The organism is Streptomyces sp. NPDC049954 (assembly GCF_040656295.1).
Classification (GTDB): Bacteria; Actinomycetota; Actinomycetes; order Streptomycetales; family Streptomycetaceae; genus Streptomyces.
Genome location: NZ_JBFALS010000008.1, coordinates 108632 through 123016 on the forward strand (window position 1 = coordinate 108632; position 14385 = coordinate 123016).

Below are 14385 nucleotides of genomic sequence, written 5' to 3' on the forward strand. Positions count from 1 at the left end.
CCTGCGGACCCCCTACTGAGAGGGAGACGTGCGGGCGCCTGCCGACTTGCCCTGGCGGGGGAGGTTCTCGTAGACACCGCGGTCGTACGCGCCACCGAGCCCGCGCGGGACACCCAGTTGATCGGTCGGGACAGCCGGGAAGCCGGTGCCGCTGTCGAGCGCCGGCGAGTCGTCGCGCACGTGAAAGTCGGCCTTGGCGGGATCGGTGCTCGCACTGACGAACTTCGGGTCGGCGACCACATCGTGCGGGCCCATCGTTTCGGGCGCCAGGCCGTTGTAGTAGACGTTGTAGTCGTAGACGACGTCGGTGTTGTGGCCCACCTTGTTGGTCGCTTTGCCCGGGCGGGCGTAGGAGATGTTGTTGAGGAGCCGGACGTCCTTGCTGTAGCCGGCGTAGATGTTGGGATAGCCGTCGTAGGGCAGCTTGTCCTGGCGGGAGTTGTAGTACGCGGTGTTGTTGACGATGTCCACATGCTGGCTGTTGAACGAGTGGATACCCGAACCACCGTTGTCGTACGACAGGTTGTTGGCTACGAGAGTCCGTCCGGTGTACGGGTCGCCGGGGATCCCCTCGTGGCGGTTGAAGTCGATGATGATGCCGTTGCCGTCGGAGTAGCAGTCGCAGGACGACCACTTGACCTTGGTCTCGTTGTCGTGGACGACGTTGTTGGTGATCCGCACCTTGTAGCCGGATGTCTGCTCGTGGTCCACGTCCGTCGCCCGCAGGATGGAGATGCCGCTGGTGGCGAAGACGTTGTACCAGGAGGTGGAGTGCACGGTGTTGCGGTCGATGGTGATGTAGTCGGCGTCGTTGACCGAGATGCCGGCGCCGGGGCAGTCGTGCACGTCGTTGTCACGGATCACCAGGTGATGGGAGGGCGCGCCAGTGGTGGGGTCCTTGTAGAAGGCGAGGCAGTTGGTGTTGTACGTCGGGTCGGTGCGGTTGGCGTTCTGCTCGGCGTCGGCGAGGTTCAGGTTCTCGCTGTCCCCCTTGAACTCCAGCCCGATGACCTGGAGGTAGGAGCTGCCGAGGACGTTGAAGCCGTGCCAGCCGGTGATCGGGTGGATGACCGGGTGCTGGCCGGGGAAGTTGCGGTAGGTGATGGGGGCGCCGGGCGCGCCGGAGCGGGTGATCGTGACGACGTCGGTCTTCGGCTCGGCCTCGCTGTAGGTGCCGTTCATGACGTACACCGTGTCGCCGGGCTCGGTGAGATCGGCGGCCTTCTGGATGGTGCGGAACGGGTGGGCGGGGTCGGTTCCGGCGTTGCCGTCCGAACCGGCCGCGCTGACGTAGTAGTGGTGTCCGTTCGCCGCCTGTGCCGTGCCGGTGGTGACGGCAGTGAGCCCGAACGCCGAGCAGGCCAGGGCGAGTGCGGTGGCCAGGGTGCTTCTGCGGTTCATGGTGTGCCTTTCCGGTGACGTTTGAGGGACGGGATGGAAGGTGAAGGTGAGTCGGGCGTGTCGGCTCGCCTCCCTCGTCCGCACGCCCAGCCGCCTGACCTGACGGGATAGGTGCGCCAGAGCGTCGAACTGAGCGTGCCGAGGGGGGACTCGGCGGCTCGCCGGCCCGCCCGGACCAGTTCGCCGACGGCCTGCGGACCGAGCCGTCGGCCAGGCTCCGCCCAGGCGGACCGGTCGTCCACGCGCGGGAAGGGCTGCCATGACGGCGGGGCGGCGGCCAGCATGGCGCGGACTTCCCGCCGGCTCGCCCGTGGCAGCTTCGCGGCCGCCGGATCCCACCGGGAGACGCTCTCCCGCGGGAGCGGGCCGCCGCCGGGAGCGGACGGGGTGTCTGACGGATACACGCTGGATCGCCTCCTGGAACAATGGGTGGCTGCGAAGGTGCGGCGCTCGGCGAGCCGTGGGTGAAGCACCCGCCCCCGGTGGACGGCGGAGGCCGTCTCAGCCCTTGACGGCTCCGGTGAGGACGCCCTTGGAGAAGTGGCGCTGGACGAAGGGGTAGACACACAGGATCGGGATGATCGCGAGGACGACGACCGCCATCTGTACCGCCTGCTGGGGCGGTGGCACCTCTCCCGCGCCCTGGTCCATTCCGGCCAGCGGTGCTCCCTGCAACACATAGGTGCGCAGGATGAGCTGGAGGGGCCACTTCGTGTTGTCCGACAGGTAGAGGGTGGCGCTGAAGAAGGAGTTCCAGTAGGCGACGGCGTAGAAGAGGCCGACGACGGCGACGACGGCCTTCGACAGCGGAAGGACCATGGTGCGCAGAATGCGCCACTCACCCGCACCGTCGATCCGGGCGCTGTCCAGCAGTTCCTGCGGGATTCCCTGGAAGAACCCGCGCACGATCACCACGTTGAACGCGCTGATGGCGGTGGGCAGGATCAGCGAGGCGTAGTTGTCCAGCAGGCCCAGCTGCTTGACGACCAGGTAGCTGGGGATGATCCCCGGGGTGAACAGGAACGTCAGCAGAACGACGAGGAGCAGCGGCCGGTGGAACGTGGTGCCTGATCTGCTGAGCCCGTAGGCGGTCAGCACGGTCACGGTGAGGCTCACCGCCGTCCCCACGAGCGTCACTCCAGCACTCACCAGTACGGCCCGGGTGACGATGCCTCCGGAGAGCACCGATTCATAGGCTTCGAGGGTCGGATGGGACGGCCACAGCACGAAGCCTCCGCCGCCGGTGATCTCCGCCCGTCCGGCCAGGCTGGTCGAGAGGACGATGAGGAACGGGAAGGTGACCGCCAGGACGATCGCGGTCAGCACGAGGCCCTTGGCCGCGTTGCCGATCGGAGTCGGCCGCTCCCTCCACACCGGCCGTATCGCTGAGCTCATTTCGAGTACACCCCTTGCTCTCCCAAGGCTCGCGCGGCCCGGTTGGCGGCCAGGACGAGGATCAGGCTCACGACGCCCTTGAAGAGACCGGCGGCGGCCGCCACGCTCCAGTCCCCGTTGGCGACGCCGTGGAAGTACACGTAGGTGTCGAGCACCTCGCCGGCCCCGGGCCCCACCGCGTCGCGTTGCAGCAGGATCTGCTCGAAGCCGACGGACAGGCTCTCTCCGAGGCGCAGGATCAGCAGCAGCACGATCATGGGGCGGATTCCGGGCAGCGTGATGTGCCACAGCCGGCGCCACCGGCCCGCGCCGTCGACCACGGAGGACTCGTAGAGCTGGTCGTCGATGGTGCTCAGCGCGGCCAGGAAGATGATGGTTCCCCAGCCCGCGTCCTTCCAGATCGTCTGGGTGGTCACCAGGACGGCGAAGAGGTCGGGGTTGGTCATGATGTCGATGGGGTGCCAGCCGTGGTCCCGCAGCGTCTGGTTCAGTACTCCGGCTCCGCCGAGCACCTGCTGGAACAGGGCGACGATGATCACCCAGGACACGAAGTGCGGGAAGTAGACGACCGTCTGCACCAGCCGTTTGATCCGGGTTCCCACGAGGCTGTTCAGCAGCAGGGCCAGGGCAATGGGCAGCGGGAAGAAGAGGACGAGCTGGAGCCCGGTGATCTCCAGCGTGTTGCGCATCGCCTGCCAGAAGGCAGGGTCCGCGAACAGTGTGCCGAAGTTGTCGAACCCCACGAACTCGCTGTTCCTGATCCCCACGTAGGGCAGGTAGGTCTGGAAGGCGATCACGTTGCCGAACAACGGCAGGTAGTTGAAGAGCACGAGGAGCAGCAGGCCCGGGAGGACCATCAGGAGCAGCGAGCGGTCCCGCCTCATACGCCGGAGGAGGCTGGTGGGCCTGGGCTGCGGGGGACGGTTCCCCGCCGGTCGCGGCGGCTCTCGTTTCGCGCTCTTGGGTGGGTCGCTGGTGCGCGCGGTGATCGCCAAGGCGCTTCTCCCTGAGGTCGGTCCCGGTCGACGACCGGTGGAAAAGACATCCCAGGCGCCGGGGCAGTGAGGGGAGCCGCTCGGCCGCCGGGATGTTCAGCTGCTTGGCCGGGACCTTAAAAGGTTTACAGGAACGTCGTCAACACTTTCGCCGTCATTTACAACGAGACGCTATAGACAGGGACTTGCTCGCTCGCCACCGTTTCCCCAGTTCAGCGACTACGGGACGGGGCGCTGTCGACCTCGAACCGAGGCCTCCGGGTGGCGCCCGGCTGTTGCGCCGCCCATAACCTGCCACAGCGGAGCGCCTGACGCGCCATCCTCATGCCGGGACGGAGAGTGCCAGGTCACCTCGGCATTCGTTACCACTTCCCTCCGTACCGAGGTCTTGCGCCCACCCATACCTCTATGCAAACTACTGAGAAAACGTTTCCATCCTCCGTTCGCCACATCCCTGTGCAGACCGCCCCACGGCGGGAAGCCGACGCCGCGCCCCTGCCCCGCACGGACGGCGCCCGGCCGCTTCATTCCTCCGACCCCGGGACCCCCTCATGGCTCCTCGTGCCTCGTCTCCACTCGACCGCCGCACGTTCCTGCGCGGCGCTGTCCTCACCGCCGCCGCGACGACCGTCGGCGCGCCTCTGCTCACTGCCTGCGGGGGAGGTCCCTCCGCCGCTGGCTCCTCCGCCGCCAAGGCGGCGCTGCCCGACTACGTTTCGGCGCTGAAGGCGAAGCCCGAGCTGGCCGGCACCACGGCAGGGGTCCGGGACGGCTTCACCAGCCCCATCACCTCGCACTACCGTTCCGTCACCGGAGAAGTCGCCGACGGCAGCAGTGTGAAGGCGATGCTGCTCACCTACACACCGCCCCCGCCGCCGGCCAGGAAGAACACCTTCCTGCAGGCGGTGAACAAGCGGGCGAACATGACCTTCGATCCCCAGGTCACTCCGGCGGCCGACTACCCGGCGAAGTTCGGCGCCGTCACGGCGGGCGACGCGTTGCCCGACCTCGTACAGATGCCCCTGTTCATGAACCTGCCGCGACTGGACGAGCTGCTCCACTCCCGCTTCGCCGACCTCTCCGAGCACCTGTCGGGAAGCCGGATCAGGAAGTACCCGAACCTGGCCGGGATACCGACCTACGCGTGGAAGGCCGCGCGGATCGCGGGCCGGATCTACGGCATCCCGCTGTCCCGGCCCGTCGTCGCCTGGCCCATGGTGGTGCGGCAGGATCTCCTCTCCGAACGGGGGCTGGAACAGCCCACCACCGCCGAGGAGTTCGTCGGACTGTGCAAGGAGCTGACCAACGCCAGGGCCGGCCGCTGGGCACTGGGCTCCGACTCCACGTACATGTACGACGTCAACTGGTTCGGCCAGATGTACGGGGCACCCATGCGCTGGGGGAAGAAGCCGGACGGCTCACTCGTCAAGGACTGGGAGACCGAGGAGTTCGTCCAGGCAGTGGAGTTCGCCCGCAAGCTCAAGGCGGCGGGCTACTTCCACCCGGACTCCGGCGCCGTCAGCGCGGTGCAGGTCAAAGAACAGTTCATCCAGGGCAAGGTCTTCATGTGCATGGACAGCCCGATGGGATGGACGGCGTACTACGACACCTACGGCAAGACGGTCCCCGGCCTGAACATCGACGCGCTGGTCCCCTTCGCGCCCGGCGGCGGCCGCGCCAAGCAGTATCTGGACACCGGCATCTACTCGATCACCGCCATGAAGAAGGCCGGCAAGGACAGGATCGAGGAGCTGCTGCGGGTGATGAACTTCCTCGCCGCGCCGTACGGCAGCGAGGAGTACGAGCTGCTCACCTACGGGGTCAAGGGAGTCGACCACACCGTCGACGCCAAGGGTTTGCCCGCCATGACGGACCGGGGAACGGCCGAGAAGAACACGTGCTTCTTCTTCGTCGCGGCCGGCGCTCCCGTACTGGTCAGCTCCGCCTACCCGAAGCACGTGAAGCAGGCCCACGCCTGGGAGAAGGAGGTGGTCCCCGGCGGTGTGTCGGACCCCACCAACGGGCTGTTCTCCGAGACCGCCTCCCGGGTCGGCAGTCAGCTGACCAAGGCGATGACCGACAGCCTGCTCAGCATCATCTCCGGGCGCGGTTCGCTCCGTGACCTGAAGCCCGCGGTCACCGCCTGGCGCAACGGCGGCGGCGACAAGATGCGCGCCGAGTACGAGAAAGCCCTTGAGGAGGACGCCAAGTGAACGACCAGGACCCCGCACTCCCCCGCTATCCCGAGCAGGTCTCCCTGTTCGACCCGCTCGCCGCACGGCTGCCGAGGCCCAACCCCTACGACGTGCGGATGATGCTGGAGCGGGCACCTGCCGACTGGCACCCCTTCCCCGCGGTGGACGACAGGTCCGCCTGGGGGGCGATCGGCGCAGGCCTCGGCGCCGATCGCGAGCGGCTGGTCGAGGACGGCCGTCGTCTCGCGGAGCGAGGGCTGCTGCCGATGCCGGTCCAGGCATGGCGCGACATGCTGCTCAAGGGGGAGCCCGCCCCCTATGTCGACCTGTGGATGGAACGGCGCAGTGATCTGGCCAAGCTGCTCGTGGCGCACCTCCTGGAGCCCGGGGAGCACACCCGCGACGCGATCATCGACCTGGTGTGGGCCACGTGCGAGGAGACCAGCTGGGCCCAGCCGGAGTACGACCCGCCCTCCGAGTTCCCGGACTCCGAGGACCACATCGTCGATCTCTGGTCGAGCATCACGGCCGTCGGCCTGGCCGAACTGTGCGCGGTGCTGCGGCCGGTGCTGCCGCGGCCAGTGATCGCACGCGTGGAGCGGGAGATCGACCGGCGCGTCATCACTCCGTACCTCAGCAAGGACACCTGGTGGTGGATGTACGAAGGGGCGAAGCGGGCGAGCAACTGGGACGCGGTCTGCAACTGGGGCGTGGTGGGCGCGGCGCTCTACGTCGAGTCCGACACCGCGCGCCTGGCGTCGATCCTGTGCAAGTCGGCCCGCTCCCTTGAGGACTACCTGGAGAACTTCGATCCCGAGGGCGGCACCAGCGAGGGCACGGGTTACTGGAACTTCGGTTTCGGCTCGTACTGTCAGCTCGCCGATCTCGTGGAGCGTCGCACCGGCGGAGCGCTCAACTGGTTCGACGCACCGATCGTGGAACGGGTCGCCGCTTACCCGCTGCGTTCGCGGCTCACGGTGAACTCCTGGCCCACGTTCTCCGACGCCACTCCCGACCCGTCCTTCAACACCACCCTGCTGCTCGACCTCGGCCGGCGCCTGGGCATGGCCGACCTCGTCACGCTGGCGTCCACCCGCGCGGCGGGCGACTACTGGCTGATCGGCAACTCCCCGGTGACACAGGCCCTGCGCACGACCTGTGCCGGACGACTCGCGAAAGACGGCCCGATGCCGCCGCTGCGGGGAAGCTCGCAGTACTTCCGCGGGGTGCAGTGGCTGCTCTCGCAGGCCGACCCGGAGGACGAGGACACCCTCGCGCTCGCGGTCAAGGGCGGTCACAACCTCGAACTGCACAATCAGAACGACCTCGGGTCGGTCATCGTCAGGGCCGGTGGCGAGGATCTGGTCGTCGACCCCGGACGGGGCCGTTACACCCGCGACTACTTCAGTCCTGATCACCGCTACTCCTTCTTCGTCAACCGGTCCTTCGGCCATTCCGTGCCGTGTCCGGGCGGGATCGAGCAGGGCGAGGGCAACGAGTACCGGGCCGCTGTGCGGGAGTTGCGACAGTCCGAGGAATCGGACCGCATCGTCCTCGACCTCACCGCCGCCTATCCCCCGAAGGCGGCGCTGCACCGGCTCGAACGGACGGCCGAACTGCGCCGGAAGGACGCACGCGTCGTCCTGACCGACGACTTCTCCTTCAGCACACCGCAACAGGCCGAGAGCGCGATCGTGACCCACGCCGAGGTGATTCTCGTCGAGGAGGGCCGGCTGCTGCTGCGCGGCGAGAAGGCGACCCTTGCCGTCAGCTTCGATCCGCAGCTGGTCACCGAGGTCCACACGCAGGACGCACTCGACCTCTTCGACGGCCCACGGGACGCCTTCCGGGTGGCGTTCCGCACGCGGGAAGCCGTGTCCACAACGACGATCACCCTGGTCATGACCCGCAGCGACGAGGACGTCCCGCGCAAGCAGCACTCCCGGCCGCCCCTTCCGGCGTCCCGATGAATCTTTGAAAGGCGAACAGTGCCAGAACCTGTGATCATGGTGGCCATTCAGGACGAGCTGTTGCGCCGGCTCTTCGCCGGACCGTCCTGGGAAAGACTCCGCTCCCTGGGACGAGTCGTCGTCTCCCCCACCCCCCAAGACCACCTCAGCCCATCGGCACGCGAGTTGCTCGGCGAGGCGGACGTGCTCGTCACCGGCTGGGGAACCGCCATGGTGGACGCGGCCGTCCTCGACGCCGCCCCGCGCCTGAAGGCCGTGGTGCACACGGCAGGGTCCGTGAAGGCCTTCGCCTCACCCGACTGTTACGAGCGCGGCGTCGCCATCTCCTCCCAGGCCTCCGCGCTCGCCGGTCCGGTCGCCGAGTACACCCTGGCGATGATCCTTCTGGCGGCCAAGGGGGCCTTCCGGGCAGAGCGGATCTACCGCTCCCGGCGGGCGGCCTTCCACACGCAGAGCGAACTCGCTTCGTACGGGGTGCACGGCACACGGATCGGCATCATCGGAGCCTCCATGGTGGGCCGGAAGGTGATCGAGTTGCTGCGCCCGTTCCACCTGGAGGTGGTGGTGGCCGACCCGACCATCGACGATGCCGCGGCACACAGCCTCGGTGTCCGGCGCATCGGGCTCGACGAGCTCATGGCGACCTGCCCGGTGGTCTCCCTGCATGCACCAATCCTGGAAGACACGATCGGCATGATCACCGCTTCCCACCTTCGTTCACTGCCCGACGGAGCCACCTTCATCAACACGGCTCGCGGGGTGCTCGTCGACCAGGCGGCGCTCGTCGCGGAACTGGAGACGGGGCGGATCGAGGGCATTCTCGACGTGACGCATCCGGAGGTCAACGAACCGGGATCGCCGCTGTGGCAGCTGCCGAACCTCGTCCTCACCCCGCATATCGCGGGCCCCTTGGGCACCGAACTCGAGCTCCTTTCCTCCGCCGCCGTGGACGAGATCGACAGGGTGCTCAGCGGCCGGTCCCTGCACCGTGCCGTCGAGCCGTCCCGGTACCACGCCCTGGCCTGAGGAGGCATGTATGACCACGACCTGCGGGTCTGCCCGCACTTGGGCCGTCGGAGCCTCGACGCTCGGGGCCCCCGGCGAGGAACTGGCGACGGTTCTTCGCTGGTTGTCCGAGGCCGCTGTCAGGACCATGGAACTGCGTGTCGCCCACGGTCAGCCGGTTCACGTGGACAGTGGGCCCGAGCGTCGCGCGCGGGTCAGGGCGCAGATCGCGGACTCGGGTGTCGAGCTGCTGTCCTGCTCCTCCTACGTCCGGCTCGCCTCGGAGGCGCAGGACCGGGTCGTCGTCGATGACCTGAAGCGTCACCTGGAGCTGACCGCGGACCTGGGGGCGCGCTTCCTGAGGGTGTTCCCGGGGGCCGCGACCCTGCCGGGGCCGGGCGACCGTCCACCCGGGACCGTGCACGGTGTGCGGGAGGCGGACGAGAGCATCGTGCGCCGGCTGGCCGCGGTCACGACCACGGCCGAGGGTCTGGGGGTCCGGCCGGTGCTGGAGACCCACGGCTCGCATCCGCGCGGCCAGGACGTGGCCCGCGTGCTGCGCGCGCTGGACGAGCGGTCCCCCGACCACCGGGTGGGCGCCGTCTGGGACTTCGAGCACCCCTTCCGCACCGGCGAGGCTCCCGCACGCACGTGGGAGGAGATCGGGCGGCGTGTCCGGGGCGGTCGCGGTTTCGTACAGATCAAGGACGTCCGCTCCGTGCGCGACCAGACACCGGTGCTCGTGGGCCATGGCGTCCTGCCGCTGGCCACGATGGTGGACGTACTGGATACGGGGGGTTACACCGGACCGCTCTCACTGGAGTGGGAACGCACCTGGCATCCCGAGGTCGCTCCCCTGCCCGTGGCCCTCGGCTCGTTGAACGACTGGCTCGGCCGGCAGGCGCCAGCCGTCGACCGCCCCCACGCCGGAAACAGAAACGGAGAGTGATGGACATCCCGACTCCACCGGCGCAGGACGTGCCCGTCGATCCGGCGGCGCGTCGTGCGTACCACCTGAGCCCCCGACAAGTCGCCGCCTTCGACCGCGACGGCTTCCTGGTCCTGCCCGGATCGCAACGGGAGCCCTGGGACATCTGCTCGCTGGAGAGGGAACACGGCTGGGACGTGCCCGGCGCGGTATCCGTGGACATGGCTCCCGGTGACGTCCTCGTGCACGATGTCATGCTCGTTCACGGCTCCGCGTCGGTCGTGGGCAAGGATCTCCGCTGGACCTCGTCCTACGAGTTCAGGTCGGCCGAGCAGTTCGTCCGGCGGGCCCCCGAGGCCGTACGTCCGGCCGGGCGGGGCTCGGTGCAGGAGGAGTTGCGCGTGGTGCACCAGGCGCATCCCCCCGGCGCCTACTGCAGCGCGGGGGACGTGCCGCAGCCGTTCTGAGCCGGTGGGGGCCGGCCCGGCCGGCCCTTCCTCAGCCTCCCGCGGTCCCGCTCCCCCGGTGCCGCGGGAGATCAGCCTGCGGCCGGGCCCGCTCCACGCCCCAAGCCGGCGGAGAGCGGGCCCGGGCGCACTGAGTCTCGTGTGACGATGTGGGTGCCCAGGACGACGTGCTGCCGGTCGCGGGCGTCTCCGTCGCGATGCAGCGCCATCCGCACCGCTGTGCGGCCCAGTTCCTCGTGCGGCAAGTGCACCGAGGTCAGCCCGGGATGCAGGTCCGAGGCCACGGGCAGGTCGTCGTACCCGACCATCGAGATGTCCTCGGGCACGCGCAGACCGGCCTCGCGCAGGACTTTCATGGCGCTTGCCGCCATGTCGTCGGTACCCGCGAACACCGCCGTGAAGTCGAGTCCGGCGTCAAGAGCCCGCCGCATCCCCCGTGTCCCGCCCCTGCGGGTGAACTCGGTGTGGATGACCAGGTCCCCGTCGTACGGGACGCCGTGATCGGTGAGCGCCTGCCGATAGCCCTTGAGGCGATTCTCCGCGACCGTGCTTCCGGGAATCCCGGACAGGTGCAGGATGCGTTCGTGGCCCGCGGACAGAAGATGGCGGGTCACCGCGTAGGACCCGCCCTCATTGTCGTACTCGACCACGGAGGCGGGGACCCGCTCCCCCAGCGAAGGGCGGCCGCAGAGCACCAGCCGGCTCCCGGAGGCGTCCAGCGCCCGGGCCGAGGCGGTCATCCGCTCCTCGTAGTGGGGCCCCTGCACCGCACCGCCGACCACGATGATCGCCTCGGCGCCCTGCTCGCGCATCAGGGAGACCATCGCCATCTCGCGCTCGAAGTCGCCGCCGGTCGAGCAGATCAGGCACATCCGGCCCTCGACCGCGGCCTGCTGCTCCACGCCGTGGCACACCTGGGCGAAGAAGGACGCCGTGAACTCCGGCACCACGATCGCCACCGCTCCCCGGCTGGATCCCACCAAGGCGCGCGCGTGGGCGTTCACGACGTACTCCAGGTCCCTGGCGGCGGCAACGACACGCTTATAGGTGTCCGACCGCGCCGAGGCCTTGCCGGACAGCACGCGCGAGACCGTGGCGATGGACACATCGGCTCGCGCGGCCACATCCCGGATGGTCGCCCGCCTGCCGAGCCCCTCGACCGGCTTCTCACCCTGACGCACAATCCGCTCCTGCCCACTGAACACAGTCGATAAAACGTTTACACGTTACGTCTTCAAGCCGTTTCCATGCCAGCGGCCCGGGGCCCTCCCGGCGGGCCGGCACCGGCCCTCTGTTCACCCATCTTGCCTTCCGTACCCGCCCGGCGCGCGGGGCAGACGAAGGTAGTCCGCGAAGCGGTGGGCCGTGTCACGGGTGGGCCGGCCCGCCGCCTCCGGGTCCTGGGGCAGGTCCCCGTGGTGGAGGGTGAGCCGGGGGCGTACTCCGCGGCTCAGGAGTTCGTCGGCCAAGCGACCGCAGAAGGCCGTTCCCCGCGCGTCGGCAGGTCCCCTGCCGTGGAGTTGGACACGGGGCCACGACCCGGACAAGCGATGGACGTCCACGCCGAGGTCCGCGATCACCACGACGCCCTCAGGCATGCGGTGGTGATGATCGACGGCCGTCTCGCCGGTGCCGCCATCCGCGACAGCACCAGGTATGCGACCGATGATGTCCCAGATCGACTCCGTCCGTCCTCGGCGACCGCGCCCTCGATCCGGTAGGCGGACGTGGCCACGCCCCAGAGAAAGCGAGCCGGCCGACCGGACACTGCGCCCGGCGGGATCGGAGCGGACGAATCGGTCAGGGCGGGTGGCTGATGCGGCTTCAACGCGACTCCTGAGGAGACGGGGCGGGTGCGCGAGCTGCCGGGGCCGACAATTCGTCGAGCCACGGCTCGGCCCCCTGCCGACCGTCAACCCGGCCCTGCGGACCTGATACAGGTGTTTGACACCAGACCTTAAAAGGTTTTCTGGAACAAGGTCAACACGTGAGCGGGCGGGCCGCTGACTCGACATGAGGGGACCGTGGGGAATCAGCCAACACCCACCGCTCAGAAGGTAGTTTGCCGCATGGCATCGCCATCGACGGCAGTGTAAATTTCCAGAGATCGCTTCCTTTCGATCACTGCGGTGATCCAGTACGGCCAGCCATTTCGGTGCAGCCGCCGATCCCGCACCAGGCAGGCAACCCGAAGAGCCTGCGGCCGTGATGAACGCACCCCCTCCACACCTCAGCCGCCGCACGGATCACCAAGGATCGACTCCACCTCGCGACCCGACATCCCCCGCATCGGCCCCCTTGTCGGCCTCCCGTCCGGGCAGTAGGGTCACCATGATCCGCAAACGTTTACATACTGTTCCGCGGGCAGGGGTACCGGATCCCGCCGCAGGCTGGGCTCGGTGGCAACGGCTGGGCCAGGGGACGAGGGAGAGGGAGGCCGTGCGGCAGCCATCGCGAGCCCGCCACGGGGGCCGGGCAACAGGGCGAGGCAGGGAGCGGGGCCACCTCTGCGGTTCACGCGCTGGTGCGGCGAGTTCCGAAACCCTGGCCCGTGGAGCGTGGGCGGCCTGGGGCACGGGAGCGGGCGTCTACGTCTTCGCGGTCACCCAACGGACGAGTCTGGGCGTCGCGGGCCTGGACGCCTCTGAGCGCTTCGGGATCAGCGCCTCCGCCCTGTCCGTCTTCCCCGTGTTCCAGGTCCTCGTCTACGCGGTGGCACAGATACCCGTAGGGCTGGCGATCGACCGCCGCGGGCCCCGCAAGGTACTGGCCACCGGGCTGGTCCTGCTGATCACCGGACAGCTCGGCTTCGCCTTCGCGGACAACTATCCCTCGGCCCTCGTCTCACGCACCGTTCTCGGTTGCGGGGACGCCATGATCTTCACCAGCGTGCTCCGGCTCGTGTCCAACTGGTTCCCGCCCCACCGAAACCCCTTCATCTCCCAACTCGCCGGTCTGGTGGGGACCCTGGGAAACCTCCTGGCGGTCACCGCGCTTGCCCGTCTGCTGCCGGTGTTCGGGTGGACGGCGACCTTCGCCGCCACCGGGCTGCCCGGTTTCGCGGCGCTGGCCGTGGTCCTGTTGTTCCTGCGTGAATCACCACGGGCACACACCCCGGCGCGGGGCCTGCGGCAGCTACGTCGGCCCTTGTGGCGGCGGACAGGGGGCACCGCCGTGGGACGCGAGAGGTCAGGACCTGCCCCGCTCCATCCCGAGGCCGGGAGCGTACGGTCCCAGTCCCTGACCTCCCAGGTCCGCACGGCGTGGGGGGAACCCGGCACAAGGCTGGGCATGTGGGTTCACTTCACCACGTCCTGCTGGGCCAATCCGTTCCTCCTGCTGTGGGGACTGCCCTATCTCGTCGAAGGGCAGGGCCTGAGCCGCTCCGAGGCGGGTTCGGTGCTGGGACTGGTGGTAGTGAGCGGCATGGGATTCTCCCTGCTGTTCGGCCAGTTGGTCTCGCGTCGTCCTGCCGCCCGCACCCCGCTGACGCTCGCCGTGGTCCTCAGCACCTGCTCGCTGTGGGCGGCCGTGCTGGGCACACCACCGGGGCACGTCCCCTGGTGGCTGCTGGTCGCCCTGGCCGCCGCGATGGGCAGCAACGGCCCCGCGTCACTCGTGGGGCTCGACTACTCACGCCCGGTGAACCCGCCCGCCCGGGCCGCGACCGCGACCGGCATGGTCGTCATGGGAGGCTTCACCGCCACGATCTTCGTGATCCTGGGGGTCGGCGCAGCCCTCGACAGGCTCACCCCGGCGGGCTTCTCCGGTTACTCGCCCTCCGCGTACCGCACCGCCTTCCTCGTCCCTTTCGTGCTGACGGCCCTCGGACTCGTCCAGATCCTTCGCCTGCACGGCAGAGCCGCCCGCCGCGAGGAGGAGATCACCCCGGGGTCACCGGGTGAGAGCTCGGCTCCGTCCTCGCACACAGCCCCTGAAGGTCCCGCCGGGAGCGGGCCGGCGGGCTGACCTTCCGGCCGCGTCCAGGCCCCCTTTGTCGTTCTCCCCCTACGTCTTCGGACAGGAAAA

9 protein-coding genes and 2 pseudogenes are annotated in these 14385 nt (G+C 69.0%); 6 read left to right on the forward strand and 5 right to left on the reverse strand.

Annotated elements, in window-relative coordinates; translation table 11 throughout:
* Positions 1-12 precede the first annotated feature (12 nt).
* The 3 genes and pseudogenes from AB0J21_RS19930 to AB0J21_RS19940 all read right to left on the reverse strand — a co-directional run.
* A complete protein-coding gene (locus AB0J21_RS19930) occupies positions 13-1401 on the reverse strand; it encodes a right-handed parallel beta-helix repeat-containing protein (protein WP_363147337.1) in 1389 nt (462 codons plus the stop codon).
* Between the two features lie 501 nt (positions 1402-1902).
* Positions 1903-2796 carry a carbohydrate ABC transporter permease gene (locus AB0J21_RS19935; protein WP_363147338.1) on the reverse strand — a complete coding sequence of 298 codons (894 nt, stop codon included), beginning with the start codon at positions 2794-2796 and terminating at the stop codon, positions 1903-1905.
* Positions 2793-3692, reverse strand: a pseudogene (locus AB0J21_RS19940) (ABC transporter permease subunit); the annotation flags it as partial. The gene AB0J21_RS19935 and the pseudogene AB0J21_RS19940, both read right to left, overlap by 4 nt.
* A gap of 650 nt (positions 3693-4342) precedes the next feature.
* Here AB0J21_RS19940 and AB0J21_RS19945 point away from each other — a divergent pair.
* From AB0J21_RS19945 to AB0J21_RS19965, 5 genes are read left to right on the forward strand one after another with little or no spacing between them, the layout of a single operon-like run.
* A complete protein-coding gene (locus AB0J21_RS19945; RefSeq protein WP_363147339.1) occupies positions 4343-6004 on the forward strand; it encodes an extracellular solute-binding protein in 1662 nt (553 codons plus the stop codon).
* Positions 6001-7956 (forward strand): heparinase II/III family protein, encoded by a 1956-nt coding sequence (locus tag AB0J21_RS19950; protein WP_363147340.1) that lies wholly within the window; start codon positions 6001-6003, stop codon positions 7954-7956. The genes AB0J21_RS19945 and AB0J21_RS19950 overlap by 4 nt, the downstream gene beginning before the upstream one ends.
* Positions 7957-7992: 36 nt before the next feature.
* Positions 7993-8982: a hydroxyacid dehydrogenase gene (locus AB0J21_RS19955; protein WP_363147341.1), complete on the forward strand. Its 990-nt coding sequence runs from the start codon at positions 7993-7995 to the stop codon at positions 8980-8982.
* A 10-nt stretch (positions 8983-8992) separates the two neighbouring features.
* Positions 8993-9910 (forward strand): sugar phosphate isomerase/epimerase family protein, encoded by a 918-nt coding sequence (locus AB0J21_RS19960; protein ID WP_363147342.1) that lies wholly within the window; start codon positions 8993-8995, stop codon positions 9908-9910.
* Positions 9910-10356, forward strand: coding sequence for a phytanoyl-CoA dioxygenase family protein (locus tag AB0J21_RS19965; RefSeq protein ID WP_363147343.1), 447 nt, complete (start codon positions 9910-9912; stop codon positions 10354-10356). Before AB0J21_RS19960 ends, AB0J21_RS19965 begins: the two co-directional genes overlap by 1 nt.
* A 71-nt stretch (positions 10357-10427) precedes the next feature.
* On the opposite strand, the gene AB0J21_RS19970 is transcribed toward AB0J21_RS19965, so the two are convergent.
* Positions 10428-11537, reverse strand: coding sequence for a LacI family DNA-binding transcriptional regulator (locus tag AB0J21_RS19970; protein ID WP_363147344.1), 1110 nt, complete (start codon positions 11535-11537; stop codon positions 10428-10430).
* Positions 11538-11651: 114 nt separating this feature from the next.
* Positions 11652-12247: pseudogene (locus AB0J21_RS19975) on the reverse strand (family 1 glycosylhydrolase).
* A gap of 548 nt (positions 12248-12795) precedes the next feature.
* Here AB0J21_RS19975 and AB0J21_RS19980 point away from each other — a divergent pair.
* Positions 12796-14325, forward strand: a complete 1530-nt coding sequence (locus AB0J21_RS19980) for an MFS transporter (RefSeq protein WP_363147345.1) — start codon at positions 12796-12798, stop codon at positions 14323-14325.
* Positions 14326-14385: the final 60 nt, after the last annotated feature.